At 68.1% G+C, this 26,329-nt stretch carries 25 protein-coding genes and 1 tRNA gene; 22 read left to right on the top strand and 4 right to left on the bottom strand.

What is annotated here, in order from left to right; all coding sequences use genetic code 11:
• Nucleotides 1–21: 21 nt before the first annotated feature.
• Nucleotides 22–573: a DNA alkylation repair protein gene (locus tag AC5RUH_RS03130; protein WP_494074500.1), complete on the top strand. Its 552-nt coding sequence runs from the start codon at nucleotides 22–24 to the stop codon at nucleotides 571–573.
• Here the strand turns inward: AC5RUH_RS03130 and AC5RUH_RS03125 are convergent.
• Nucleotides 538–621 (bottom strand) — tRNA-Leu (locus tag AC5RUH_RS03125). The two genes, AC5RUH_RS03130 and AC5RUH_RS03125, sit on opposite strands and share 36 nt — an antisense overlap.
• Before the next feature lie 252 nt (nucleotides 622–873).
• On the opposite strand from AC5RUH_RS03125, the gene AC5RUH_RS03120 reads away from it, so the two are divergent.
• On the top strand, nucleotides 874–2,178 hold the full coding sequence (locus tag AC5RUH_RS03120) for a M20/M25/M40 family metallo-hydrolase (RefSeq protein ID WP_494067822.1): 1,305 nt from the start codon (nucleotides 874–876) through the stop codon (nucleotides 2,176–2,178).
• A 32-nt stretch (nucleotides 2,179–2,210) separates the two neighbouring features.
• The gene (locus AC5RUH_RS03115) at nucleotides 2,211–3,368 is read left to right on the top strand and encodes an acyl-CoA dehydrogenase family protein (RefSeq protein ID WP_494127852.1); all 1,158 of its coding nucleotides are present in this window, start codon (nucleotides 2,211–2,213) and stop codon (nucleotides 3,366–3,368) included.
• A 27-nt stretch (nucleotides 3,369–3,395) separates the two neighbouring features.
• On the opposite strand, the gene AC5RUH_RS03110 is transcribed toward AC5RUH_RS03115, so the two are convergent.
• The gene (locus tag AC5RUH_RS03110) at nucleotides 3,396–3,629 is read right to left on the bottom strand and encodes a DUF5703 family protein (RefSeq protein ID WP_493999711.1); all 234 of its coding nucleotides are present in this window, start codon (nucleotides 3,627–3,629) and stop codon (nucleotides 3,396–3,398) included.
• Between the two features lie 52 nt (nucleotides 3,630–3,681).
• Here AC5RUH_RS03110 and AC5RUH_RS03105 point away from each other — a divergent pair, with 52 nt between their 5' ends.
• Nucleotides 3,682–3,960 carry a hypothetical protein gene (locus tag AC5RUH_RS03105; RefSeq protein WP_493978463.1) on the top strand — a complete coding sequence of 93 codons (279 nt, stop codon included), beginning with the start codon at nucleotides 3,682–3,684 and terminating at the stop codon, nucleotides 3,958–3,960.
• A gap of 70 nt (nucleotides 3,961–4,030) precedes the next feature.
• Here AC5RUH_RS03105 and AC5RUH_RS03100 read toward each other — a convergent pair whose 3' ends face one another.
• A complete protein-coding gene (locus AC5RUH_RS03100; RefSeq protein WP_493999712.1) occupies nucleotides 4,031–4,966 on the bottom strand; it encodes an aldo/keto reductase in 936 nt (311 codons plus the stop codon).
• A gap of 198 nt (nucleotides 4,967–5,164) precedes the next feature.
• Between AC5RUH_RS03100 and AC5RUH_RS03095 the strand changes: the two genes are divergently transcribed.
• Both AC5RUH_RS03095 and mshC read left to right on the top strand, forming a co-directional pair.
• The gene (locus AC5RUH_RS03095) at nucleotides 5,165–5,989 is read left to right on the top strand and encodes an undecaprenyl-diphosphate phosphatase (RefSeq protein WP_494074497.1); all 825 of its coding nucleotides are present in this window, start codon (nucleotides 5,165–5,167) and stop codon (nucleotides 5,987–5,989) included.
• A 111-nt stretch (nucleotides 5,990–6,100) separates the two neighbouring features.
• A complete protein-coding gene (gene mshC, locus AC5RUH_RS03090) occupies nucleotides 6,101–7,363 on the top strand; it encodes a cysteine--1-D-myo-inosityl 2-amino-2-deoxy-alpha-D-glucopyranoside ligase (RefSeq protein WP_494023083.1) in 1,263 nt (420 codons plus the stop codon).
• 161 nt (nucleotides 7,364–7,524) lie between these two features.
• Here mshC and AC5RUH_RS03085 read toward each other — a convergent pair whose 3' ends face one another.
• Nucleotides 7,525–8,385 (bottom strand): PAC2 family protein, encoded by an 861-nt coding sequence (locus AC5RUH_RS03085; protein WP_494001254.1) that lies wholly within the window; start codon nucleotides 8,383–8,385, stop codon nucleotides 7,525–7,527.
• A 211-nt stretch (nucleotides 8,386–8,596) separates the two neighbouring features.
• Between AC5RUH_RS03085 and AC5RUH_RS03080 the strand changes: the two genes are divergently transcribed.
• The 16 genes from AC5RUH_RS03080 to AC5RUH_RS03005 all read left to right on the top strand — a co-directional run bounded on the left by AC5RUH_RS03080 (nucleotide 8,597) and on the right by AC5RUH_RS03005 (nucleotide 26,317).
• A complete protein-coding gene (locus AC5RUH_RS03080) occupies nucleotides 8,597–9,325 on the top strand; it encodes an HAD family hydrolase (protein ID WP_494074496.1) in 729 nt (242 codons plus the stop codon).
• Nucleotides 9,322–10,479, top strand: a complete 1,158-nt coding sequence (locus tag AC5RUH_RS03075; RefSeq protein WP_494074495.1) for a site-2 protease family protein — start codon at nucleotides 9,322–9,324, stop codon at nucleotides 10,477–10,479. Before AC5RUH_RS03080 ends, AC5RUH_RS03075 begins: the two co-directional genes overlap by 4 nt.
• A gap of 110 nt (nucleotides 10,480–10,589) precedes the next feature.
• Complete coding sequence (locus AC5RUH_RS03070) at nucleotides 10,590–11,630, top strand: tRNA (adenine-N1)-methyltransferase (protein WP_494074494.1); 1,041 nt, start codon at nucleotides 10,590–10,592, stop codon at nucleotides 11,628–11,630.
• Nucleotides 11,631–11,836: 206 nt separating this feature from the next.
• A complete protein-coding gene (arc, locus tag AC5RUH_RS03065; RefSeq protein ID WP_493978557.1) occupies nucleotides 11,837–13,525 on the top strand; it encodes a proteasome ATPase in 1,689 nt (562 codons plus the stop codon).
• A 14-nt stretch (nucleotides 13,526–13,539) separates the two neighbouring features.
• Nucleotides 13,540–15,138 (top strand): depupylase/deamidase Dop, encoded by a 1,599-nt coding sequence (dop, locus tag AC5RUH_RS03060; protein ID WP_494014131.1) that lies wholly within the window; start codon nucleotides 13,540–13,542, stop codon nucleotides 15,136–15,138.
• A gap of 42 nt (nucleotides 15,139–15,180) precedes the next feature.
• Nucleotides 15,181–15,384, top strand: a complete 204-nt coding sequence (locus AC5RUH_RS03055) for a ubiquitin-like protein Pup (RefSeq protein ID WP_493978456.1) — start codon at nucleotides 15,181–15,183, stop codon at nucleotides 15,382–15,384.
• 3 nt (nucleotides 15,385–15,387) lie between these two features.
• Nucleotides 15,388–16,224, top strand: coding sequence for a proteasome subunit beta (prcB, locus tag AC5RUH_RS03050; RefSeq protein ID WP_494074542.1), 837 nt, complete (start codon nucleotides 15,388–15,390; stop codon nucleotides 16,222–16,224).
• A 2-nt stretch (nucleotides 16,225–16,226) separates the two neighbouring features.
• Entirely contained in the window at nucleotides 16,227–16,958 is a 732-nt protein-coding gene (prcA, locus tag AC5RUH_RS03045) for a proteasome subunit alpha (RefSeq protein ID WP_494049943.1), read from the top strand.
• Between the two features lie 2 nt (nucleotides 16,959–16,960).
• Nucleotides 16,961–18,322 (top strand): Pup--protein ligase, encoded by a 1,362-nt coding sequence (pafA, locus tag AC5RUH_RS03040; protein ID WP_494013987.1) that lies wholly within the window; start codon nucleotides 16,961–16,963, stop codon nucleotides 18,320–18,322.
• 85 nt (nucleotides 18,323–18,407) lie between these two features.
• The gene (locus AC5RUH_RS03035) at nucleotides 18,408–19,316 is read left to right on the top strand and encodes an FKBP-type peptidyl-prolyl cis-trans isomerase (protein WP_494074493.1); all 909 of its coding nucleotides are present in this window, start codon (nucleotides 18,408–18,410) and stop codon (nucleotides 19,314–19,316) included.
• Nucleotides 19,317–19,385: 69 nt separating this feature from the next.
• Complete coding sequence (locus AC5RUH_RS03030; protein ID WP_493978452.1) at nucleotides 19,386–19,781, top strand: FKBP-type peptidyl-prolyl cis-trans isomerase; 396 nt, start codon at nucleotides 19,386–19,388, stop codon at nucleotides 19,779–19,781.
• 112 nt (nucleotides 19,782–19,893) lie between these two features.
• The gene (locus AC5RUH_RS03025; protein WP_494074492.1) at nucleotides 19,894–21,891 is read left to right on the top strand and encodes a helix-turn-helix transcriptional regulator; all 1,998 of its coding nucleotides are present in this window, start codon (nucleotides 19,894–19,896) and stop codon (nucleotides 21,889–21,891) included.
• 10 nt (nucleotides 21,892–21,901) lie between these two features.
• Nucleotides 21,902–22,237 (top strand): hypothetical protein, encoded by a 336-nt coding sequence (locus AC5RUH_RS03020; protein WP_494013990.1) that lies wholly within the window; start codon nucleotides 21,902–21,904, stop codon nucleotides 22,235–22,237.
• A 42-nt stretch (nucleotides 22,238–22,279) separates the two neighbouring features.
• Complete coding sequence (gene tatA / locus AC5RUH_RS03015; protein ID WP_493999724.1) at nucleotides 22,280–22,564, top strand: Sec-independent protein translocase subunit TatA; 285 nt, start codon at nucleotides 22,280–22,282, stop codon at nucleotides 22,562–22,564.
• Between the two features lie 5 nt (nucleotides 22,565–22,569).
• Nucleotides 22,570–23,430 (top strand): twin-arginine translocase subunit TatC, encoded by an 861-nt coding sequence (tatC, locus tag AC5RUH_RS03010; protein ID WP_493999725.1) that lies wholly within the window; start codon nucleotides 22,570–22,572, stop codon nucleotides 23,428–23,430.
• Between the two features lie 67 nt (nucleotides 23,431–23,497).
• Nucleotides 23,498–26,317 (top strand): DEAD/DEAH box helicase, encoded by a 2,820-nt coding sequence (locus AC5RUH_RS03005; RefSeq protein WP_494025916.1) that lies wholly within the window; start codon nucleotides 23,498–23,500, stop codon nucleotides 26,315–26,317.
• Nucleotides 26,318–26,329: the final 12 nt, after the last annotated feature.

Genomic DNA, 26,329 nt, shown 5'->3' with positions numbered 1-26,329 from the left:
AGTGAATGAAAGAATTGCTGGATGAGCGAGGCGGCAGAATTTATCGACCGCACGTTGCGGCGGGAAGCCTCCTGGGCACGGGCGGAAGCGCAGAACGAGGCGGGCGACGGATTGCGCTACTACGGTGCGTCGGTCGGTGCGGTCCGGGGTACGGTCCGGGACGCCGGGCGGAAGTTCCGGCTGCTCTCGCACGACGAGGTGACCGCCCTCAGCTCCGAACTGTGGGCCCGGCCGGTCTTCGAGCGGCGCCTGGCCGCCGTGGTGCTGCTGCAGTCGAACCAACGCCTCTTGCGAAGCTCGGACCTCACCCGGCTGGAAGGCTTCCTGCGCGACGCGCGCCTGGCGGCCTTGGCGGACCCGCTCGCCATTGACGTCGTCGGTCCCTTGATCCAGGGGCTGACCGGCCGGTCCCGCATGCGTGCGGAAGCAATCCTCGATCGGTGGGCGGAAGACGAGGACCCGTGGCTGCGCCGGGCCGCCTGTGCTCTTCGCGCGCTGCGGGCACAAAAAAGCCCCGGAAGTCCGGGGCTTTCTCTGTGCGCAGGAAGGGACTCGAACCCTCACCCTCAATAAGAGGACTAGCACCTCAAGCTAGCGCGTCTACCATTCCGCCACCCGCGCAGGTGGACTTTCGCCGGTTCTCCAGAGGCCCTCAGGCGCACCGATTCCGTCGAAAGCAGCGAGAAAAACTCTAACATGTTTTGCCCGAACTGTTGAATCGGGCCCTCCGTGCGCGCGACGGAGCCGGCACCGGGGCCCGACTCCGGCTGTACCAACTGCGGCGCCACCTGCGGCGCCTCCTGCGGACAGCTGCTGCCTTCGACCGCTCCCGCTCGTTAGGCTGGGGACAGACATCGATTCCGAGGAGCCTTCATGACTGTACCGAGCCCGCACGAAGAAGTGGCCGAGATCTGCCAGGAACTGATCCGGATCGACACCTCCAACTACGGCGGCAACGAGGGGCCGGGGGAGCGGCTGGCCGCCGAGTACGCGGCCGGACTGCTGGAAGAAGCCGGACTGGCCACCGACGTGTTCGAGTCCGCGCCCGGCCGGACGTCGGTGGTCACGAGGATGGCCGGCACGGACCCCTCGGCGCCGGCGCTGGTCGTGCACGGCCACCTGGACGTGGTGCCGGCGCAAGCCGATGACTGGCAGGTGGATCCGTTCAGCGGCGAGGAGCGGGACGGCCTCATCTGGGGCCGGGGCGCCGTGGACATGAAGGACATGGACGCGATGATCCTCTCGGTGGCGCGGCACATGGCACGCAGCGGCACCCGGCCGCGCCGGGACATCGTCTTCGCGTTCTTCGCCGACGAAGAGGCCGGCGGCACCTACGGGGCGCGCTGGGCGGTCGAGAACCGTCCCGAGCTTTTCGACGGCGCCACCGAGGCCATCTCGGAAGTGGGCGGCTTCTCGGCCACCATTGGCGGCCGCCGCGCCTACCTGCTCCAGACCGCGGAGAAGGGGATCGCGTGGCTGCGGCTGGCAGTCGCCGGCCGGGCCGGGCACGGTTCCCAGATCAACACGGACAACGCGGTAACCACGCTGGCGGCGGCGGTGGCCCGGATCGGGGCCCACCAGTGGCCGATCGAGCTGACGGACACCACCCGCCGGTTCCTCGACGGGGTGACCGAGCTGACCGGCGTCGAATTCGACCCGGACAACCCGGACATCCTGCTCAAGGAACTGGGGACCCTGGCCCGCTTCGTCGGCGCCACCCTGCAGAACACGTCCAACCCCACGGTGTTGAAGGCCGGCTACAAGGAAAACGTGATCCCCGGGCTGGCCGAGGCGCGGATCGACGCCCGGACACTGCCCGGACAGGAAGAGCTCGTGCTGGCCACCATCCGCGAACTGGCGGGCCCCGACGTGCAGGTCAGCTACGTGCACCAGGACAGGTCGCTGGAGGTGCCGTTCGCCGGGAACCTGGTGGACGCCATGATCGATTCGCTGGCGCACGAGGATCCGGACGCCGTGGTGCTCCCGTACACGCTCTCCGGCGGCACGGACAACAAGGCGCTGGCCCGGCTGGGCATCACCGGCTACGGCTTCGCTCCGCTGCGGTTGCCCGACGACCTGGACTTCACCGGGATGTTCCACGGCGTGGACGAACGGGTGCCGGTGGACTCGCTGAAGTTCGGCACCCGCGTCCTGCAGCGCCTGCTCACCACCTACTGACCACTTGGAACGACGACGAAAGGACCACCGGCATGCCCGCCAGTGTTGAAGAACTGCTCCCGGACGACCTGCTTGAGACCATCAGGGGCCGGGCCGCAGGTTACGACGAAGCGAACAGCTTCTTCCACGAAGACCTCGCCGACCTCGTCGAGGCGGGCTACCTGAAAATGTTCGTCCCGGAGGAAGACGGCGGCCTGGGCTACACGCTGGAGGAGGCAACCAGGGCACAGATGCGGCTGGCCACCGCGGCACCCGCCACGGCGCTGGCCGTCAACATGCACCTGGTGTGGACCGGCGTCGCGCGGGTCCTCCAGGCCCGTGGCGACGACAGCATGGACTACGTCCTGGCCGAGGCCGGCCGCGGCGAAGTCTTCGGGTTCGGGGTCTCCGAGGCCGGAAACGACCAGGTCCTCTTCGATTCGCGCACCGTCGCCGCACCCCGCGGGGACGGCGGGTACGGGTTCACCGGCACGAAAGTGTTCACCAGCCTCTCGCCCGCCTGGACGCGGCTCGGTGTCTTCGGCCGCGACGATTCCGGCACCGAACCGCAGCTGGTGTGGGGGTTCATCGACCGGGACAAGCCCGGCTACCGGATCAAGGACGACTGGAACACGCTGGGCATGCGCGCCAGCCAGTCCAACACCACGGTGCTGGAAGGCGCGGTCGCCGCGCCGGAGCGGATCTTCCGGAAACTGCCGGTGGGACCCAACCCGGATCCGTTGATCTTCGGCATCTTCGCGTGCTTCGAAATCCTGCTCTCGTCCGTCTATGCGGGGATCGGCACCCGGGCCCTGGACCTCGCGGTGGAAGCCGTGCACCGCCGTCGTTCGCTGAAAACGGGCAAAAGCTACGCGCAGGATCCGGACATCCGCTGGCGGGTGGCCGACGCCGCCCTGGCCATGGACGGGCTGTACCCGCAGCTGGCGTCCATTGCCCGCGACGTGGATACACTGGCCGACCACGGCAGGTTCTGGTTCGCCAAACTGTCCGGCATCAAGATCAGGGCCACCGAAACCGCCAAGGACGTGGTGGAGAAGGCCGTACGCGTCTCCGGCGGCGGCGGGTACTTCCGCGGCGGTGAACTGGAGCGGCTGTACCGCGACGTGCTGGCCGGGCTCTACCACCCCTCGGACGACGAGTCCGCGCACAGCACTGTTGCAACGGCCTGGCTGGGGCCGCTGGAAGACTGACGCGGGCCGCGCACCGCCTGCCGGGGGTCAGGCGGTGCGTTCGACCTTCAGTACCCTGCGGCGGAGCCAGTACTTGCGGCCGCCGCCCAGGTACAGCCGGGTCCGGACCAGATCCCACTTGCCGTACTCGGCGTGCTCGGTCAGCGCGCGGCGGGCCTCGCCGACGGATTCGTCTTTGTTCACGGTCAGGACCAGGTATTCGTACTGCCGGGCGTAGTCGCGTTCGCGGGTGACGGCGGCACCCAGAAATTGTTCTCTCATTGCCCTCCTGTTCTCTTCACTTATTCTCCACAATGCGGCTAACGTCTACAGCATGAGCATTGATCCGCGCGTCGCACTCGAGTCACTGGTTTCCGCCCTGCAAGAGCACCTGGCCGCCGCTTCCAGCCGCCGGGGTGATGACGATCCTGCCGTGGAAGCGGCCTTCTCGTCCATTATGGAATCGTTCGAAACCTACGAGGACGCGCTCTACGATGCTTACGGCGAAGTGACCCCGCTGGTCATTTACGACGAGTCGGACGACGAGGGCATGGACGAACCCGACGACGTGGTGGACCCCTTCGACGACGATCTGGAGATCGAAGAAAAGTAGCACGCCCCCGAGGCCGCCCGGACCCGATCAAGCGTTGACGGGCCGGCGCCGCCGCGCCCGGGACGGAACGTTACGGCGTGGAAATCTCGTCCAGCGCCTGGCCGATCGCGGCGGGCAGGGCGTCCAAGGGCGCCTTCAAGATTTCTGCCAGCTGGGCGGGCGTGCGGGGACCCACCACGGCCGTGCCGACGGCGGGCCGCTGCAGCACCCAGCTCAACGCCAGGTCCAGCGGCCGGACGTCCAGGCCGCGCGCCGCCGTGGCCAGCGCATCCACAATCCGGGCCGGCCGGCCGCTTAGGTACGGTTCCACGTACCCGGCGCGCTGCTCGGAGGCGGCCCGGGAATCGGCCGGAATGCCGGTGCGGTACTTGCCGGTCAGGACGCCGCGTCCCAGCGGCGACCAGGCCATCAGGCCCGGCCCGAGGGCCCGCGCCGCCGGAATGACCTCGTGTTCGGCCCGGCGGTGCAGCAGCGAATATTCGTTCTGCACCGCGACCAGCGGAACCGGGCTGATCGAGGCAGCCCGGGCCAGCTGCCAGCCGGAGTAATTGGAGACTCCCACATAGCGGGCGCGGCCCGACGAGACCGCGTGCTCGAGGGCGGACAGGGTCTCTTCCAGCGGCGCGCCGCCGTCGTCCCAGAGATGGACCAGCCACAGGTCCAGGTAGTCCGTGCCCAGCCGGGCCAGGCTGGCGTCCAGGCTGCGCAACATGGCGCCGCGGGACGTGTCCACCTCGCGCCGGCCCTCGCTGCGCGTCACGCCCGCCTTGGAGACCACCAGCACCTCCTGCCGGGGAACCAGTTCGCCCAGGAACGCCCCGAGCATGGCCTCGCTGCGGCCTTCGGCGTACGGCGCGGCGGTGTCCAGGAGCGTGCCGCCGGCGTCCAGGTAGGCGCGCAGCATGGTGCCCGCGGCCTCCTCGTCCGTTTCCTCTCCCCACGTCATCGTTCCCAGCGACAGCTGCGGGACCTTCAGCCCGCTGTGACCCAAGCGATTGTGCTCCATAAAGCCAGCTTATGGCCTGCGCTGCCGCGCCCTTGGCAGCGGCCCGCCGACGCAGGCGCGTGCCTCGTCCTCCCGCACGGGCAGCCCATCCGCCCCGGCCCCGCGCCGGGTGCCCGGCGTCGTGCCGTGGGCGGATCTTCGCCGCCGCGGCTGTGTCCGTTTCCGTTCCGCGGGCCTTGGTGCCATAAGGTCGAGGATGTGAATTGGCTAGAAGCAATCATCCTGGGGCTCGTGCAGGGCCTGACCGAGTTCCTCCCGATCTCATCCAGCGCGCACCTGCGCATCATCGGAGAGGTTCTGCCCGGTGCCGCCGATCCCGGGGCCGCCTTCACCGCCATCACCCAGCTGGGCACGGAAACCGCCGTCGTCGTCTATTTCTGGCGCGATATCGTCAACATCATCAAGGCCTGGTTCGGCTCGCTCACCGGCAAGGTGCCGCGGAACGACCCGGACGCCCGGATGGGCTGGCTGGTCATCATCGGCTCGATCCCCATCGGTGTGCTCGGGCTGCTGTTCCAGGACCAGATCGAATCCACCTTCCGCAGCCTGTGGATCGTGGCCACCATGCTGATTGTCTTCGGCGTGTTCCTGGCCATCGCCGACTCCATCGGCCGCCAGATGCGCACGCTGGACAAGCTCACCTACAAGCACGGCATCCTGTACGGGCTGGCCCAGGCGCTGGCCCTGGTCCCGGGCGTCTCCCGCTCTGGCGGCACCATCACGGCCGGCCTGTTGATGGGCTACACCCGCGAGGCCGCCGCCCGGTATTCGTTCCTGCTGGCGATTCCGGCGGTCTTCGCCTCGGGCCTGTACCAGCTGGCCAAGAGCTTCGGTGAACCCGGGCCGTACGGGCTGGGGGAGACGGCGCTGGCCACGGTGGTGGCCTTCGGCGTCGGCTTCGTGATCATCGGGTGGTTCCTGAAGTATGTGTCCACCCGCAGCTACCGGCTTTTCGTCTGGTACCGGATCGCCCTGGGCGCGCTGTTGTTCGTGCTGCTGGGCGCCGGAGTCATCAACGCCTGACCCGCGGGAATTTATCCGGCTCCTGCATTCTTGAATGTTAGGAGCGTCATTTACGACGGCGGCCCCGCCCGCCATCCGCGTCCGTTCACCTCATCGGAAGGAAACCCAAGAGTGCTTGGTTGGAATGCCCGTGCCGTACCCGAAATTCCGGGCGGCAAAGACGAACTGACCATCCACGACACCTCCGTGGGGTCGCTGGTACGGCTTGAGCCGTCCTCGACGGGAAGCCTGTACGTTTGCGGCATCACCCCGTACGACGCCACGCACATGGGCCATGCCGCCACCTACGTGGCCTTCGACCTGCTCAACCGCTATTGGCGCGACGCCGGGCGCACCGTCAACTATGTGCAGAATGTCACGGACATCGACGATCCGCTGCTGGAACGCGCCGCGGCCACCGGCATGGACTGGCAGCTGCTGGCGAAGGACCAGACCGAGCTGTTCCGCACGGACATGGAAGAACTCAACGTCATCCCGCCCGGCGAGTACATCGGAGCGGTGGAATCGATCGAGTGGATCGTTCCGGTGGTGGAGGACCTGCTGGCCCGCGGCCTCGCGTACCGCGTACCGGGCACCGGCGGCGAGCCCGACGGCGACGTGTACTTCGATTCCGTTGCCGCAGCGGGACCGGGCTGGCACAACGGCGCCACCTCCAGGCTGACCGAAGATCAAATGCTGCCGCTCTTTGCCGAGCGCGGCGGCGATCCGGAGCGCCCGGGCAAAAAACACCCGCTGGACGCACTGTTGTGGCGCGTCGCCCGAGACGGCGAACCCGAGTGGCCGGGCGCCTCGCTCGGCCCCGGCCGCCCCGGCTGGCACATCGAGTGTTCGGTAATCGCGCGCAAATTCCTGCCGGAAACCTTCGACGTCCAGGCCGGCGGCTCGGACCTGAGCTTCCCGCATCACGAAATGAGCGCAGGGCACGCCTACGCGATGACCGGCAAGCCGCTGGCCAAGCACTTCATGCACGCCGGCATGGTCGGCCTCGACGGCGAAAAGATGAGCAAGTCCAAGGGCAACCTCGTGCTGGTCTCGGCCCTGCGCGAAGAAGGCGTGGAGCCGGCTGCGATCCGCACCGTGCTGCTGGGCCAGCACTACCGCAGCGACTGGTTCTGGACCGGGGATCTGCTCCGCCAGGCGCAGGCGCGGCTTTCTGCGTGGCGCGGCGCGGCCCCCTATGTGCAGGCCGAACAGGTACCCGAGCTGGCACAGCAAATCCGCCAGGCGCTCTCGAACGACCTCAACGCACCCGCGGCCCTGGCCGAAATCGACGGCTTCGCCGAGCACTCCCGGCAGCAGGCCGGAGGGCAGGCCGGTGACGGCGCCGGGCAGTTCGCGGCGCTGCTCGACGCGCTGCTGGGCATCCGGCTCTAAGCCAAGAGTTAGGGCCGGAGGCGGGAACCACTAAGCCGCGCATCGCCGAGCGAGGAACGAGCGGGAAGGGCGGGGCGGGCAGGGACCCGGCGTGGCGACGAAGTCGACACGACAGGGCCCGCCCCAACCGGCTAAGCGGCGTGTGGTTCCCGTGGAGGCCCCTACTCTTTACCGCGCTTTTTGAGGTAGCGCTCGAATTCGCGGGCGATGGATTCCCCGGTTGCCTCCGGCAGCTCGGCCGTGTCCTTGGCCTCCTCCAGCTGCCGCACGTAGGCGGCGACTTCCGGATCCTCGGTGGCAAGTTCGTCCACGCCGCGCTCCCACGCTTCGGCTTCTTCGCTCAGGACGGACACTTCCAGCGGGACCTGCAGGATGTCCTCCAGCCGGTGCAGCAAAGCAAGCTCGGCCTTGGGGGAGGGCGACTGTCCCACGTAGTGCGGCACCGCGGCCCAGACGGACATCGTGGGAATGCCGGCCAGCGAGGCGACATCGGACAACACTCCGACGATTCCGGTGGGGCCTTCGTACTGGCTGGACTCGGTATTCAGGGCGCGGCGGACGTCGTCGTCGTCGCTGGTGACCGTGACGGGAATGGGACGCGTGTGCGGCACGTCGGCCAAGAGGGCGCCTACCAGGATGATGCAGTCCACGCCCAGCTCTTCGGCGTGGGCCAACAGTTCCGCGGTGTACGCCCGCCAGCGGTAGGACGGCTCCACCCCGTGTACAAAGATAATGTCCAGCCGGCTGCCCGGGATGCTGCTGCGCGTCAGTTTCGTCGTCGGCCATTTGATCCGGCGTTCCCCGGAGGCGGTGCGGTGCACCACCGGCCGGGTGAACTGGAAGTCGTAATAAAGATCCGGGTCCACCGTGGCCACCTTGTGGCTGTCCCAGAGCCGGCTCAGGTACTTGACGGCGTCCGTGGCGGCTTCGCCGGCATCGTTCCAGCCTTCGAATGCAGCCAGCATCACGGTATAACGCCGCGGTGTCTCGCCGGGCTTCGTCTGCGGGAACAGCAAGTGCAAACCGCGCTGCTCGCCGTCGCCTTCCGTGGGCAGGTCGCCACTGTCCTGAGTACTCACGGTTTCACCCTAATCCTCCCGGCACGGCTTGTCAGTGAGCCGACATTCGATTCGCGCCCAGCATAGCCCCCGATTCCGGTGCCGTAGCCCCGTGCCGGAGCCCGTGATGGGGCCGATGCCGGGGCCGGGCAGGAAGGGCCCGTAGACTGGATGCATGCCCGAAATTTCCCCTTCCCCCGCTGCGTCCAGCCATCCGTCGTCCGGCCTGCAGGCCGTTTTCTGGGACATGGACGGAACGCTCGTCGACACCGAGCCGTACTGGATCGAAGCCGAAACCGAATTGGTTGCTTCGTTCGGCGGGGTGTGGGACGACGAACTGGGCAAAAAGCTGGTGGGCAATGCGCTGGAGACATCCGCCGCCGTGCTGCAGCAGGCCGGCGTCGAACTGGGCATCCGCGAGATTGTCGACCGGCTGATCGACGCCGTGACCGAACGCGTCCGCGGGCGCATCCCGTGGCGCCCCGGCGCACGGGAGTTGCTCGCGGAGCTGGCCGGGGCAGGCATTCCGTCGGTCCTGGTGACCATGAGCGAGACCAAGCTCGCCGCCGAAGTGGTCAGGGCGCTGCCCGAGGGCAGCTTCCGCCACGTCGTCACCGGTGACATGGTCACGCGCGGCAAGCCGGACCCGGAACCGTACCAGCAGGCCTTCGACTGGCTCAGCGGCCACCTGCCCGGCGCCGACAAGCAGTACGTCGTGGCGCTGGAAGACTCGGTTCCCGGGGTTGCCTCCGCCGAAGCCGCCGGCCTCGTGACCGTGGCCATCCCACACGTCGTGCCCGTTCCGCCGGTACCGGGGCGCCCGCACTGGGACAGCCTGGCCGGAAAGGGCCTGGCGGACGTGGAGGGCGTCCTGGTGGGCGCCGCCCAGGAAGCAGGAGTATGAGCACGCAAACCCCCCGGCCGGCCGAGGAAAAGGAACGCAGCGAAGGCATTCCCCTGGGCCGCATGTTCGGCGTCCCGGTGGTCCTGGCCTGGTCCTGGTTCGTGATCGCCGCCTTCATCGTGCTGATCTTCGGCCCCCAGGTGCAGCGCCTGATGCCGGAGATCGGCGTGGGAGCGTACGCCGTGGCGTTCGGTTACGCGCTGCTGCTGCTGTTCTCGGTGCTGGTGCACGAACTCGCCCACGCCCTGACCGCCCGGACCTTCCGGTGGCCGTCGGCCAAGATCGTGCTCAATCTCTGGGGCGGCCACACCCAGTTCGACAACTTCAACGCCACGCCGGGCAAGTCCCTGCTGGTGGCCTTGTCCGGGCCCGTGGCCAACTTCGCGCTGGCCGGCGCCGGCATGCTCGTCCTGCCGCTGTTCCGCGGCGAACCGATTCCGTTCCTGCTGACCGACATCTTCATCTGGGCCAACTTCCTGGTGGCCGTCTTCAATATCCTTCCGGGGCTCCCGTTGGACGGCGGGCGTCTGGTGGAGACCGCCGTCTGGAAGGCGACCGGCAGCCAGGAAAAGGGGACCGTGGCGGCGGGCTGGGCCGGCCGCGCCATCGTGGTGCTGCTGGTGATCGGCGTGATCGGCGTCCCGTTGCTGCGGGGCGGCACGCCGGACCTCCAGCTGGTGGTGCTCATGGTGCTGGTGTGCGGTTTCCTCTGGATGGGCGCCAGCTCGGCCATCTCGCACGCCCGGATGCGCTTGCGGCTGCCGTCCGTCAGCGCCGGGCAGCTCAAGCTTCCGGCCGCGTCGCTGCCCGCCACCGCCACGGTGGACCAGGTGCGGCAGCTGATCCAGGGGCACCCCGGGCTCTCCGTGGTGCTCACCGCCGCGACCGGCCAGCCCGAAGCAGTCGTGGACCCCACGGCGCTGGAGCAGGTGCCGCCGCCGGCCGCCCCCCGGACTCCCGCCGCGGCCGTCTCCCGGGCTCTGGCGCCGGGGGCCTACGTGCCGGAGGCGGCTGCCGGCCAGGAGCTGGTGCAGTACCTGGCCCGGCTGGCCGGCAGCGAGTACGCCGTGATCGACGGCGAGGGCCGCGTCACCGGGGTGCTCCAGCAAAGCACGGTGGTCCGCGCCATCACCGGCAAGGCCGGCAGGCTCTGATCCCGCCGGTCGGCGCCGGGAACCCGGCCGCCGGCCGGAATACAATCGACGAACCGGCCCGGCACACACCGCCGCGGCCGCACACACAACGACCGGAAGTGATCCCACGCATGAGCTCCACCACCAGCGCGCACGGCGCCGACCAGCGACGCGGGCCGTTCCGGCCCGGGGAACGGGTCCAGCTCACGGACGAAAAGGGCCGGATGAACACCATCACCCTGACGCCCGGTGGCGCGTTCCATACGCACAAGGGCTTCCTGCCGCATGACGAGGTGATCGGACGGCAAGAGGGCACGGTCGTGGCAAACACGGTGGGCCACCGGTACCAGGCCCTGCGCCCGCTGCTTTCGGACTTCGTGCTCTCCATGCCGCGCGGCGCCGCCGTGGTCTACCCCAAGGACGCCGCCCAGATCGTGACCATGGCGGACATCTTCCCGGGCGCCCGGGTGGTGGAGGCCGGGGTCGGTTCGGGTGCCCTGAGCATATCGCTGCTGCGCGCCGTGGGCGACGGCGGACGGCTGCACTCGTTCGAGCGGCGCGAGGAATTTGCCGACGTTGCCCGCGGCAACGTGGAAACGTTCTTCGGCGGACCGCACCCCGCCTGGCAGATCTCGCTGGGAGATTTCCAGGACGAAGTCGTCAAAGCCGAGGAACCCGGCAGCGTGGACCGGGTGGTGCTGGACATGCTGGCGCCGTGGGAGTGCCTGGACGCGGTGGCGACGGTGCTGGCGCCCGGCGGCGTCTGGATCAGCTACGTCGCGACCGTTACGCAATTGTCACGTACTGCCGAGGCGATCCGGGCCGACGGCCGGTTCACCGAGCCCGACGGCTGGGAGTCGATGGTCCGCGGCTGGCACCTGGAGGGCCTGGCCGTCCGGCCCGACCACCGCATGGTGGCGCACACCGGTTTCCTGCTCACGGCCCGCCGGCTGGCCGGCGGCGAGACGGGCCTGACGCCCAAGCGTCGTCCGTCCAAGACCGGCTTCGCCGCCGAGGACGTGCAGGCGTGGACCGGCGACGAGGACGATTGGAATGCCGAGGCACTGGGGGAGCGGACCGTGTCCGACCGCCGGCTGCGCCGCGCTGCCAAGGATGCCGCCTCCACCGTGCAGCGCGGAGCGTTCAAGGACATCAACCCCGAAACCGACTGAGGGCGGGACGCGGGCCGCTTCCGCGGGGGCATCGGAACAAGATGTCTCGGTTTGGCGTTTTCTTTCGTAGACAGGTGCAGCCGGCGCGGGGGCCGGTTAGTGTCTAGGGAAGGAACCGATCACGGAAGCAGGTCGCGGTGATGAACGACCAGAACCAGAACAACCAACCGGCACCGGCTGAACGGCAGGACGACCCGCGTGACGCGTTGACGGTCGCCCAGCGCCAGATCAACGTCCTGCGCGACAAACTCCGCCACCTGGACAAGCAGTTGGCCGCGGCCACCCAAAACAATTCCCGCCTCGTCTCCACGCTCGAGACCGCGAAGAGCGAGATTGTCCGGCTTAAGTCCGCCCTCGAACGCGACGGCGAAACCCCCTTCAGCTTCGCGACCATCACCCAGGTTAACAAGGCGCAACGGCCGCGGCCCGGCACGAGCAACGCTGCCGTGGTGCAGGAGAGCGTCGACATCGTGCAGTCCGGGCGCAAGCTGCGCGTCGCGGTCAGCCCCCTGGTAAAGATGGACCACCTCGCCCCCGGCCAGGAGGTCCTGCTCAACGAGTCGCTCACAGTGATCGCCGCGCTCGGCTTCGAGCGCTCCGGCGAACTGGTCACCATCAAGGAAATGCTCGACGGTGACCGCGTCCTGGTGGTCGGACGCGCCGACGAGGAACGGGTCGTCAAACTGTCCGGCGCCCTGCGGACCGAACGGCTCCGGGTCGGCGACGCCGTGTCCATCGACGCCCGCAGCGGTTACGCGCTGGAGAAGATTCCACGCAGCGAGGTGGAGAACCTCATCCTCGAGGAGGTGCCGGACATCTCCTACGAGGACATCGGCGGCCTGGGACCGCAGATCGACCAGATCCGCGACGCCGTCGAGCTTCCCTTCCTGCATCCCGACCTCTACCGCGAGCACGGCCTGAAGGCCCCCAAGGGCATCCTGCTCTATGGCCCTCCCGGCTGCGGCAAGACGCTGATCGCCAAGGCCGTGGCCAACTCGCTGGCCGCCAAGGCCATCGAGCGCAGCGGCACGGACACCCGCAGCTACTTCCTGAACATCAAGGGACCGGAACTGCTGGACAAGTACGTGGGCGAGACCGAGCGGCACATCCGGCTGATTTTCGCCCGGGCACGCGAGAAGGCATCCGACGGCAGCCCGGTGGTGGTCTTCTTCGACGAAATGGATTCGCTGTTCCGCACCCGCGGCACCGGCGTCTCGTCCGACGTCGAAACGACCATCGTGCCGCAGCTGCTGTCCGAGATCGACGGCGTCGAGAAGCTGGAGAACGTCATCGTCATCGGCGCCTCCAACCGCGAGGACATGATCGACCCGGCCATCCTGCGCCCCGGCCGGCTGGACGTGAAGATCAAGATCCACCGGCCGGACGCCGAGGCGGCCGCGGACATCTTCGCCAAGTACCTCACCACCAACCTCCCCATCCATGCCGAGGACCTCGCTGAGCACGGGCAGGACCGCAAGGCGACCATCGACGCGATGATCCAGCGCACGGTCGAGGAAATGTACTCCACCGACAAGTCGAACGAGTACCTGGAAGTCACCTACGCCAGCGGCGACACGGAAATGCTCTACTTCAAGGACTTCAATTCCGGCGCCGTCATCCAGAACGTGGTGGACCGGGCCAAGAAGAACGCCATCAAGGACCTGCTGACCAACCAGCAGAAGGGCCTGCGGATCGAGCATCTGCTCAGCGCCGTGGTGGACGAATTCCGCGAGCACGAGGACCTCCCCAACACCACCAATCCGGACGACTGGGCCCGGATTTCCGGCAAGAAGGGCGAACGGATCACCTACATCCGCACGATCGTGCAGGGCAAGGCCGGGCAGGAGGCCGGCAAGGCCATCGAAACGATGTCCAACACCGGGCAGTACCTGTGAGCGTCTATCGCGTGATGGGTTCGGAGACGGAGTATGGCATCCATGCTCCCGGCGAACCCCTGGCCAACTCCACGGTGCTCTCCTCGCAGGTGATCAACGCGTACGCGGCGACCATGCGGAAGGGCCTGGGGAACCTGGCCGGCACCCGGTGGGATTACACCGACGAGGAGCCGCTGCACGATGCCCGCGGATTCGACCTGTCGCGTGACCAGGCGGACCCTTCCCAGCTCACCGATGTCCCGCCGATCCTCGACGCCGAGCAGATAGCGCTGGCCGGCGGCCGCGCGGCCGGCAACGAGTTCTACACGGACGAATCCTCCGGCGTGCTCATGAACATGGTGCTCAGCAACGGGGCCCGGCTGTACGTGGACCACGCCCATCCGGAATATTCCTCGCCCGAGGTGACCAACCCGCTGGATGCGGTGCGCTGGGACAAGGCGGGCGATGCCGTCGTGCTCGCCGCGATGCGCAGGATCGCCGCCACGCCGGGATTCTCGCCGGTGAACCTGTACAAGAACAACACCGACAACAAGTCGGTCTCCTACGGCGCGCACGAGAACTACCTGATGCCGCGCAGCGTGCCGTTCAACCGGATTGTCACCGGCTTGATTCCGTTTTTCGTGTCCCGGCAGGTCGTGTGCGGTGCCGGGCGGGTGGGGCTGGGCAGCAACGGCCGCACCCCTGGCTACCAGGTCAGCCAGCGCGCGGACTTCTTCGAGGCCGAAGTGGGGTTGGAGACCACCATCCGGCGGCCCATCATCAACACCCGGGACGAACCGCACGCGATCGCGGACAAGTACCGGCGGCTGCACGTGATCATCGGCGACGCGAATCTGAGCGAGGTGTCGATTTTTTTGAAGATGGGCACCACCTCCGTCGTGCTGTCGATGATCGAACACGGCGAGGTACCGGACGTCCAGCTGGCCGACCCCGTGCAGGCGCTGCAGGCGATCAGCCACGACCCCTCCCTGCAGCAGAAGGTACCGCTCAAGGACGGCAGCATGGTCACCGGCCTGGACCTGCAGGAGATCTACCTGCAGGCAGCGGTGGAGCATTGCCGCCGGCACGGGACCGACAGCGGCCAGACCGCGGACGTGCTGCGGCGCTGGGCTGCGGTGCTGGACACGCTCCGCCGGGACCCGATGGACGCCGCCGACCAGCTGGATTGGGTGGCCAAGCTCAAACTGCTGCAGGCCTACCGGGACCGGGACGGCATGGAGTGGGGCGACCCGCGCCTGGGCCTCATCGACCTGCAATATGCCGACGTGCGGCCCGAGAAGGGCCTCTACCACCGCCTGGCCGCACGCGGCCGGATCCGCCGGTTGCTCTCGGACGCACAGATCGACGCCGCCGTGGGCGAGCCGCCCGAGGACACCAGGGCCTACTTCCGCGGGAAGTGCATTCAACACTTCCCCCGCGAGGTCGTCGGGGCCAGCTGGGACTCGGTGATTTTCGATCTTCCCGACCGGCGCCGGCTGCAGCGCATCCCCACCCGCGAGCCGTTGCGCGGCAACCGCGCACTGACCGGCAGGCTCTTCGAGGAAGCTTCGTCGGCAGAGGACTTCATCACGGCGTTGCTGGGCCCCGCGGACGAGCCCCACGTGGCAACATAAGCACTAGGACAGAGTCGATCGTCCCACCAGAAGGAGGCCATCATGGCAACCCAGGACCGCAAGAACGTGGACTCGCGCCGCGACGACGAAGAGTACGACGACGAGCCCACGCCCGAGCCTGCCGCCGCACCGGCCGCGCAGGCCGAGACCGAAGGCACGGATGATCTGCTGGACGAGATCGACGGCGTGCTGGAACAGAACGCGGAAGAATTCGTGCGCGGTTTCGTGCAGAAGGGCGGCCAGTAATTGATGGACATGCCGGCCGGCGGTCCGGGCTCGGTTTTCGCCCACATTTCCCATTCAGCCACCGCCTCCTTCAGCGAGTATCTGGCGCGCACCGCCCCGGATCTGCTGCCGGGCGCCCGGGGGGCCCAGCAGCTGCCGGCGGGGGCGGCACCGATGGTGCCCCACGGCACCACCATCGTGTCGATGACGTTCGCCGGCGGCGTGCTGATGGCCGGCGACCGGCGGGCAACCATGGGCAACCTGATTGCCAGCCGGCACATTGAAAAGGTCTTTCCGGCCGATTCCCATTCGCTGCTGGGCATCGCCGGCACCGCCGGCATCGCCCTGGACATCACGCGGCTCTTCCAGGTGGAACTCGAGCACTACGAGAAGATCGAAGGCACGCTGCTCAGCCTCGACGGCAAGGCCAACCGGTTGGGCGCGATGATCCGGTCGAATCTGCCCATGGCGATGCAGGGCCTCGCAGTCATTCCGCTCTTCGCCGGATTCGATGCCGAGCGGCGGGTTGGCCGGCTGTTCTCCTACGATGTCACGGGCGGACGCTATGAGGAGCAGGAGCATCACAGCGTGGGGTCCGGGTCGGTCTTTGCCCGCGGGGCGCTGAAGAAGCTCTGGCAGCCGAACCTGGAGGAGGCGGCAGCGGTCCGGGTGGCCGTCGAAGCCCTGTACGACGCCGCCGACGACGACTCGGCGACCGGGGGACCGGATGCCGTCCGGCAGGTGTGGCCAGTGATCTACACCGTCAACGCCGCCGGCGCCCGCCGGATCCCGGACCGGGAACTCGCCGCCACGTCCGAGGCCGTCATCGGAGCGCGGGCCGCGGCCGGACGGGAGGCCTGAGCATGACGCAACAGTTCTACGTCTCGCCCGAACAGCTGATGAAGGACCGGGCGGACTTCGCCCGGAAAGGCATCGCCCGGGGCCGTTCCGTGGTGGTGCTCAGCTGCTCCGAGGGAATCGCGCTGGTCGCCGAAAACCCCTCGCCGGCGCTGCACAAGATCGGGGAAATCTACGACCGGATCGCGTTCGCCGCGGTCGGCAAATACAACGAGTTCGAAAGCCTGCGCCAGGCCGGGGTCCGCTACGCCGACGTGCGCGGCTACTCCTACGACCGGGATGACGTCACCGGCCGCGGCCTCGCCAGCGTGTACGCGCAAAGCCTGGGCGCCGTGTTCACCGCCGACAGCAAGCCGTTCGAAGTGGAGCTTGCCGTCGCCGAGGTCGGCGATACGCCGGGCGACGACCGGCTGTTCCGGCTGACCTTCGACGGGTCCATCGCCGACGAGCGCGGCTTCGTGGTGATGGGTGGTTCGGCCGAGGCGGTGGGCGAGAGGCTGCGCGGCAACCCGGCCGCGGACCGGGACTTTCCCGGCGCGGTCCGGGCGGCGGTGGCCGCCCTGTCCGGCGGGACCGGCGAGCAGGACGCGGGGCAGGGCAGGGAACTGCGTCCCGAGGGCCTGGAAGTCGCCGTTTTGGACCGCGACCCGCTGTCCACCCGGGGGAGCCGGCGCGCCTTCCGCCGGTTGCCGACCGCTGAACTGCACCGGATATTAGGCGAGGGAATGGACGGCTAGCCATGGACCGACGCATCTTCGGGATCGAGACCGAATTCGGCATTTCCTATTCGGCGCCGGATTCGCGCCCGCTCTCGCCCGAAGAGGTGGCCCGCTACCTCTTCCGCAAGGTGGTCACGTGGGGCAGGTCGTCCAACGTGTTCCTGACCAACGGGTCCCGGCTGTACCTGGACGTCGGGTCCCATCCCGAGTACGCGACCGCGGAATGCGACGACGTCGCCCAACTGGTGGCGCAGGACCGGGCGGGGGAACTGATCCTCGAAGACCTGATGAACGAAGCCCAGGAGCGCCTGGCGCGGGAGGGCTTCGGCGGCAGCGTCTACCTGTTCAAGAACAACACCGATTCTGCCGGGAATTCCTACGGCAGCCACGAAAACTACCTGATCCCGCGCAAACTGGAATTCTCCCGGCTGGCCGACATCATGATCCCGTTCCTGGTGACGCGGCAGATCCTGGTCGGCGCCGGCAAGGTGCTCAAGACGCAGAACGGCTCCATCTTCGCCTTCTCCCAGCGCGCCGACCACATTTGGGAGGGCGTCTCGTCCGCCACCACCAGGTCACGGCCCATCATCAACACGAGGGACGAACCGCACGCAGACGCCGAGTACTACCGGCGGCTGCATGTCATCAACGGCGACTCAAACATGTCCGAGTCCACCACCATGCTCAAGGTCGGGACGGTGGACCTGCTCCTGCGGATGATCGAAGCAGGGGTCATCATGCGCGACCTCCGGCTGGAAAACCCGATCCGCAGCATCCGGGACATCTCGCACGACCTGACCGGCCGCAGGCCGCTGAAGCTGGCCAGCGGGCGGGAGATGTCTGCGCTGGCCATGCAGCAGGAATACCTGGCCAAGGCGCGCGGGTTCGTCCAGGCCAACGGGGCACACAGCCCGCACGTGGAACGCATCCTCGATTTGTGGGAACGGACCCTGGCGGCCGTCGAATCGGGCGACCACCGCGGCATCGAGCGGGAGATCGACTGGGCCATCAAGAAGCGGCTGATCAACCGGATCATGGACCGCCAGGCCATCGACCTGGATCACCCGCGGATCGCGCAGGTGGATCTGACCTACCACGACATCTCCAGCCGGCGCGGCCTCTACCACCTGCTGCAGGCACGCGGGGAGGTGGCCCGGGTGGTGGAGGAACAGGACGTCAAGGACGCCGTGGACCGGCCGCCGCAGACCACCCGCGCCAAGCTGCGCGGCGACTTCGTCCGCGCGGCCCGGGAAAACGGCCGCGACTTCACGGTCGACTGGGTCCACCTGAAGCTCAACGACCGCTCCCAGCAGACCATCCTCTGCAAGGATCCGTTCAAAAGCGAGGACCCCAGGGTCGAGGCGCTGCTCGCCACCTTGTGACCTCCGCCCCGTATTCCAAGCGGATCACCAGATTTCTCTGCGAGAATGTCCCGTGCCCGCAAGTTCCGCGATAAGAAAGTCGATTGTGCGCAAAATACTCTCCATCCTCCTGCCGGCCGCCCTGCTGCTCACCGCGTGCGGCGGCAACGGCGATTCGGGTTCGGACAGCCTGGATGACATCTCCGTGACCTCCGGCGCCGAAGGCGCCGCCCCCGCCGTCGAATTCGCCGCGCCGCTGGAACTGCCCGAATCCCGGGCCGAAGTCATCACCGAAGGCGAGGGGGACGGTGCTGCCGCGGGCCAGTGGATCCGCTACCGGCTGCTGGCCAAGGACGCTGTCACCGGGGAACAGTTGGTCGAGACCTACTCCGGCCTGGCGGACCAGACGGTGGAACTGAGCAAGGATCTGGAAGCTGCCGATCCGACGCTGTACGGGGCTCTGCTGGGCTCCAACCCGGGCAGCCAGATCGCTTACTACCTGCAGCCTCCGGAAACCGCCGGCGCGTCCGCGCCGGCGCAAAACCCGCAACTGTTCGTCCTGACCGTGGAGGATGTCAAGGACAAGGCCGTCAAGGCAAGTCCCGCCGAGGTCGCCGAGCTGGAGAAGGCCGGCAAACTTCCCGAGATCACCCTCGACGGCGAGGGCGTCCCCTCGGTCAAGATCCCTGAAGGCAACGACGCGCCGGAGAACCTCATCGTCAAGGTCATCGAAGAAGGCAAGGGCAAGGAAGCCACCGCTTCCAGCACGGTTAGGGCCAATTACGCCGGATGGAACTGGGCCAAGGGCACCGAATTCGATTCCAGCTATTCCCGCGGGGAAGCCACCGAGTTCCCGCTCAACCGAGTCATCGAAGGTTGGACCAAGGGTTTGACCGGCCTGAAGGAAGGTGCCAAGGTCATGCTGTCCATTCCCACCGAGATGGCCTATGTGCAGGGCCAGGGAGATGCCGTGGGGGACCTCATCTTCTATGTGGAGCTTACGGACGTCCGGTAGGGGATGCCGCACCGTGCGGTAACGTAGCCGACGCAGCACCAGATACACGTCAAGCAAGAGAGGTTCAGCATGTCTTTTGGCAAGCGCGAATACGACCGCACCAAACCCGAGATCGACTTCCCGGGGACCGAAACCCCGCAGGACCTGGTGATCGAAGACATCATCGTGGGAGACGGCGCCGAGGCCAAGGCCGGCGACACCGTGTCCACCCACTACGTGGGCGTCGCCTGGTCCACCGGTGAAGAGTTCGACGCATCGTGGAACCGCGGCGCACCGCTGGACTTCCGCGTTGGCGTCGGCCAAGTCATCCAGGGCTGGGACCAGGGCCTGCTGGGCATGAAGGTGGGCGGCCGCCGCCGGCTGGAGATCCCGGCGCACCTCGCATACGGCGACCGCGGCGCCGGGTCCGCGATCGCGCCGGGCGAATCGCTGATCTTCGTGGTGGACCTGCTCGGCGTCCGCTGAGCCCACAGACCGGCAGCCGGGGGCGGAGCGACGGAGAACGTTAGTTCATCGTTACTCCGCCCCTTCGGCGTTGACTTCGCCCCGAAACCCTCCAGCCAGTAACGTTTCAACTATGTCCGCCTCCAAGACCGAACGACTCCTCAACCTGCTGATCGCGCTGCTGGAACGCCGCCGGGGCTACAGCAAGGAAGAGCTGCGCGCGCTGATCCCGCCGTATCGCGAGGCGACCAGCGACGACGCCTTCAACCGGCTGTTCGAGCGGGACAAAGAGGACCTGCGGGAAATGGGCATCCCGGTGGAGACGTTCCCGGACGACACGCTCTACGAAAACGACAACAGCGGGCTGCGGTACCGGATCGACCGGCACAAGTACCGGTTGCCGGAACTCCACTTCACCGCCCGGGAGAGCGCGGTGCTCTCGCTGGCCTCCCGCTTGTGGCAGCAGGCCTCGCTGGGGTCGGCAGCCGCCCGGGCCGTCCGCCGGCTCGACGTGCACGGAGCCCTGGCCGACGGCGATCCACTGATCGGGGTGGAACCGCGCATCCGCACCGCGGAGCCGGCCTTCGAACCGCTGCTCAAGGCGGTGTTGGACCACACCCCGGTCTCCTTCGACTACCGGTCGCCCAAAGACGGCCGGCCGCAGCCGCGGCGGGTGGAGCCCTGGGGGCTGGGCAACCGCTACGGCCACTGGTACCTGGCCGGCCGCGACCTGGACCGGGACGCCCAGCGCACCTTCCGGCTGTCCAGGATCACCTCCACCATAAAGAAGCTGAACGGGACCTACAGCATCCCGGAAGGCTTCGCCATGCGCACGGTGCTGGACGGGCTGCAGGCGCCGGAGGACAACGGGACCGCCGTCCTCCTGCTCCGGCAGGACAAGGCCAACTCGCTGCGTGCGGCCGCCGCACCCGCCGAGGACGTCCGGCCGCCGGCGGGCTGGGACGCCGTCACACTTGGCTACGGCGACGCGGAGGTGCTGGCGGAGGAAATTGCCTCGCACGGTGCCAACGCCCTGGTCCAGGGTCCGGACGAGCTGCGCGGCGCCGTGGTGCGCCGGCTGGAAGGCGCCCTGGCCGCCGCCACCCAGGCACCGCCGTCGTACACCCTGCTGGAGGACAGCTCACGGCCGGCACGGAAGACGGGGTCCCTGGACCATCTGCCGCGGCTGCTGGATCTGGTCTCTTACGTCACGGCGAATCCGGGGGTGCCGCTGGACGCCACCGCCGAGAAGTTCAAGATCAGCAAGAACCAGCTGATCAAGGACCTGAACCTGCTGTTCGTCTGCGGGACTCCCGGCTACGGCCCGGACCAGCTCATCGAAGCCTTCTGGGAAGACGGCACCATCTCCATCAACAACGCCGACGAGATCGACAAGCCGGTGCGCCTGAGCCTGGACGAGGCGCTCTCGCTGGTGGTCGGCCTGCAGGCCCTCGAGACGGTGCCCGGGGTGGGGGAGCAGCCCGCCCTGCGCAGCGCGCTCAGCAAGCTGTTGGCGGCGGCCGGCGGGGTTGCCGCCCGCCACACGGCCATCGCCGCGGATCTGGCGGCCGAGGACAGCACGCCCGAGGTGCTCGCGCTGCAGGAAGCCGCGGCCGCCCGGCGCAGCGTGGACATCGACTACCTCGTGCCGTCCCGGGATGAGATGACGAACCGCCGGATCGATCCGCTCCGGGTCTTCGCCGTGGACGGCCACTGGTACACCGAGGCCTGGTGCCACCGCCAGCAGGCCGTGCGGCAGTTCCGGGTAGACCGCATGCGCTCCCTGGCCGCCACCGCCGAGCACTTTGAGCCGCCGGCCGAACGGAGCAGCGAATTCCCCGACAGCCTGTTCACCCCGCAGGAGACGGACCAGGTGGTGGTCCTGCGGATCTCCGAGCGCCTGGCCGAACTGGCCGACCAATACAATGCCCGGCGCCGCGCGGTCCTTGCGGACGGTTCGCTCGCGGCCGAAATCCGGCTGTCCAGCACGGCTGTGCTGCCCGGCCTGGCGGCACGCCACGGCGGCGAAGTTGCCGTGCTGGAACCGGCGGAGGCGGCCGGCCAGACCCGGGAATGGCTGCGGCAGGCGCTGGAGGCCTACCGCGAGGCCCCGGCTTCGGCCGGAAGCTAGAGTGGACAGCATGCCCCTTTGGTTCTGGATCCTTCTCTGGGTTGCCCTTTGCGCGCTGGCCCTGGTGTTCATCGCCCTGCTCGGCTGGCGGATTTTCCGCCAGTTCATGCGAACTTTGCGTGAATTCGAGGCGGCGGCCGACCGGCTGGCCGGCGGACTCCAGACGGAACGGCAGCCCGCCGACCCGCACCGCCCCCGGCTGGCACTCTTCGCCGACTCCACGGTACTCAAGGAGGAATACGTCCAGGGCAAGGAGCGGAGGCGCGAGGAGCGGAGGCAGCGCAGGTTCGCCCGGCGCGCCGCCCGCGGCCAGCGGCAGTCCCTCCGCGATCTGCGGCTGTCCTGACCCGCCGATGGCATAGGATGGACTAGACGAAAGGAACCACGCATGGGACGACTCTTCGATAACCCCTGGACCATCATTATTCTGGTGATCATTGTGCTGCTGCTCTTTGGCGCACCGAAGCTGCCGGGCCTTGCCCGGAGCCTGGGCCAGTCCATGCGGATCTTCAAGTCCGAGGTGAAGCAGATGAAGGACGACGACGCGTCCACCGCCGCCCCGGACTCGGAACCCGTCGAGGGCCGCGTGGTCAACCCGCCGCGGAACAACACTGACAACCGCGGACAGCAGCCGAATGCGAACGGCGGATCCCCATCGCCGCACCAGCAGTAAGGGCCGTGGCCGGTAAGAAAGGCCGGAAGGCCAACCCTGAGGGGCGGATGCCGCTCAAGGCCCATCTGAAAGAACTCCGCAACCGGCTCATCGTTTCCGGCATTGCCGTCCTGCTCGGCGCGGTCGCCGGCTGGTTCCTGTACGACCCCGTGATGGTCGCCGTCCAGGCACCGCTGATGGAAATCTCGGCGGAAGAGGGCCGGCGTGCGGAAATCAACTACGGCAGTGTCGGATCTCCGTTCGACCTGAAAATCCAGGTCTCCATCTTCCTGGGGCTGCTGGTCAGCTCCCCGGTGTGGATCTACCAGGTGTGGGCCTTCATCACGCCCGGCTTGAAGACCAAGGAACGCCGCTACACGCTCGGCTTCATGGTCGCCGCCGTGCCGCTGTTCCTGCTCGGGATCTACTTCGGCTGGATCGTGCTCCCGGAGATCGTCAAGGTACTGACCATGTTCACGCCGGAAGGCGGCGTGAACCAGATCCTGGCCACCGACTACCTCACATTCGTGATGCGGATGTTCCTCTCCCTCGGCATCGCGTTCCTGCTTCCCGTGGTGTTGGTGGGGCTGAATTTCGCCGGCCTGCTGTCCGGCCGCCGCGTGATCAAGAGCTGGCGGATCGTGGTGTTCGTGGTCTGCCTGGTGGCGGCGATGGCCGCCCCCGGCCCGGATGCCATGTCCATGTTCCTGCTGGCGGCCCCCTTGCTGGCGTTGTTCTTCGTGGCAACCGGCATCAGCCTGCTCAACGACAAGCGGCGGGACAAGCGGCGCAAGGTCCGTGAAGCGGAAGTAGCCGCCGGCGTCGACCAGGCCACGCCGCTCGATCAGCTGAAGGCCGACAACCCGGAGCAGGACGGAGCCAAATAGGCTGCGGCCCGGCCAGGGGCCGGCGGCACCCATCGGGCCGGCGGATTTAAGCGGATAGGCTTTTGCTATGAGTTCCCCCTCCGAACGCTACCTTGCGGCCGCCGAACGGGTGGCCTTCTCCAAGACCCGGCTGTACTCGTTCAGCCAGACGCTCGGATTCGAACTCGACCCCTTCCAGCGCGAGGCGTGCGAGGCCCTGGAGCGCGGCCGCGGCGTCCTGGTCGCGGCCCCCACCGGCGCCGGCAAGACCGTCGTCGGCGAGTTCGCCGTCTACATGGCCCTGCAGCGGGGACTCAAGGCGTTCTATACGACGCCGATCAAGGCCCTGAGCAACCAGAAGTACAACGAACTGGTGGCGACCTACGGCGCGGAGCGGGTGGGGCTGCTCACCGGGGACACCTCGGTCAATCCGCACGCGGACGTGGTGGTGATGACCACCGAGGTATTGCGGAACATGCTGTACGCCAATTCCGACACCCTGCTGGACCTGGCCTATGTGGTGATGGACGAAGTCCACTACCTGGCCGACCGGTTCCGCGGCGCCGTGTGGGAAGAGGTCATCATCCATCTGCCCGACGACGTGCAGTTGGTCTCACTGTCCGCGACCGTCTCCAACGCGGAGGAATTCGGCGCCTGGTTGGACACCGTCCGCGGCGACACCGACGTGGTGGTGTCCGAGCACCGCCCGGTGCCGCTGTGGCAGCACGTCATGGTCGGCTCGGACCTGTTCGATCTTTTCGCCGGCGACGTCGCCTTCGACGAAACCGCGCAGGAATCCGGCACCGGCAGCGGCCGCGCCTACGAGGTGAACCCCGAGTTGTTGAAACTGGCGTCGGCCGAGCACCGGCTCAACCGCAGCGCCAACTGGGGCCGTTCCGGCGGCCGGCGCGGGCGGCGCGCGCCCGAACCCCCGCGGCAGGCGCTGACCCGGATTCGGCGCGCCAGCCGGCCGCAGGTCATCGCCAAGCTCGACAGCGAGGGACTGCTGCCGGCCATCACGTTCATTTTCTCCCGCAACGGCTGCGACGCCGCCGTGAAGCAGTGCCTGGAATCCGGGTTGCTGCTCACCACGGAAAAGGAACGCGCCGTCATCGTCCGCCGCGTGGACGAGGCCGTGCAGGACATAGCCGAAGAGGACCTGGACGTGCTGGGCTTTTGGACCTGGCGCGAAGGCCTGTCCCGCGGCTTTTCAGCCCACCACGCCGGCATGCTGCCGACGTTCAAGGAAGTGGTCGAGAAGCTCTTCGCCGACAACCTGGTCCGCGCCGTTTTCGCCACGGAGACGCTGGCGCTGGGCGTCAACATGCCGGCGCGGACGGTGGTGCTGGAGAAACTGGACAAGTTCAACGGCGAGGCGCACGTCGACATCACGGCAGGGGAGTACACGCAACTCACCGGCCGCGCCGGCAGGCGGGGCATCGACGTCGAAGGCCATGCCGTGGTGCTCTGGCAGCCCGGCACGGATCCGGGAGCCGTAGCCGGCCTGGCGTCGCGGCGGACGTATCCGCTGAACTCCAGTTTCCGGCCCACCTACAACATGAGCATCAACCTGATCGCGCAGTTTGGCCGCGGCCCGGCCCGGGAGATCCTGGAAACCTCGTTCGCGCAGTTCCAGGCCGACCGCTCCGTGGTGGGCCTTGCCAAGCAGGTGCGCAGCCGGGAAGAGTCGCTGGCAGGCTACGAGAAGGCCATGAGCTGCCACCTGGGCGACTTCAACGAATACGCCCGCCTGCGCCGGGACCTGAACGAGGTCGAGAAACGCGCCTCCCGCACCCAGTCCCGGCACCTGCGCTCGGCGGCGGCATCGTCCCTGGACCGCCTGCGCCGCGGCGACATCATCGACATTTCGGCGGGCCGGAACCTCGGCTACGCCGTGGTGCTGGACCGGGACGAAGCCGCCCGCGAGCCCCGCCCCACGGTGCTGACCCAGGAGAAGCACATCCGCCGCATTTCCGTCGACGACTTCCAGGGCCCGGTGGAGGTACTCTCCACCATCCGGATCCCCAAGACCTTCAACGCGCGCAGCCCCAAGGAACGCCGCGACCTGGCGTCCTCGCTGCGCAATGCGCTGCACGACAAGCGCCCGCCGCGGCGGGGGAGCGAGCACCGTGACTTCATCGTTCCCGGCGGGACCCAGGCCGAGCGGCAGATCAACGACCTGCGCCGCAAACTCAAGGCCCACCCCTGCCACGGCTGCAGCGACCGGGAAGACCATGCCCGCTGGGCGGAGCGCTGGTGGAACCTCCGCAAGGAAACCGACCAGCTGGTGACGCAGATCCAGGGCCGCACCAACACCATCGCCAAGACCTTCGACCGGGTCTGCCAGGTGCTGGACAGCTATGGCTACCTGGAGACCGGCGGCGACGGTGTCGCCATCAGCCCCGCCGGGGAACGGCTGCGGCGCATCTACGGCGACCGTGACCTGCTGGTGGCGCTGTGCCTGGAGCAGGACGCCTTCGCCGGGCTCACCGCCGCGGAACTGGCGGCCTTCGTGTCCTGCCTCGTGTACCAGGCCAAGCGGGAAGAGGCCGGCATCCGGCCCAAGATGCCCTCGGCCGCCATGGAAGCGTCGGTCATGATCGCCGTCCGTGAATGGTCGCAGCTGACCGATCTTGAGGAACAGCACCGGCTGCCGCTCACCGGCGAGCCGGAGCTCGGACTCGCCTGGCCGATGTACAAGTGGGCCAGCGGCCGGTCCCTGCAGACCGCGCTCAAGGGCACGGACCTGGCCGCCGGCGACTTTGTCCGGTGGGCCAAGCAGGTGATCGACCTGCTGGACCAGCTGATCAAAGTGCCCGCCCTCGATCCTCAGCTCGCGGCCCGCGGCAGGCAAGCCATTGGCTTGGTCCGCCGGGGCGTCGTCGCCTACGCCGCCGTGGCCGAATAGCCCGGCTACCGC

Source organism: Arthrobacter sp. Y3223166 (genome assembly GCF_059090935.1).
Note: the sequence above shows the minus strand (reverse complement) of the source record. Positions and strands in the feature narration are given on the sequence as shown.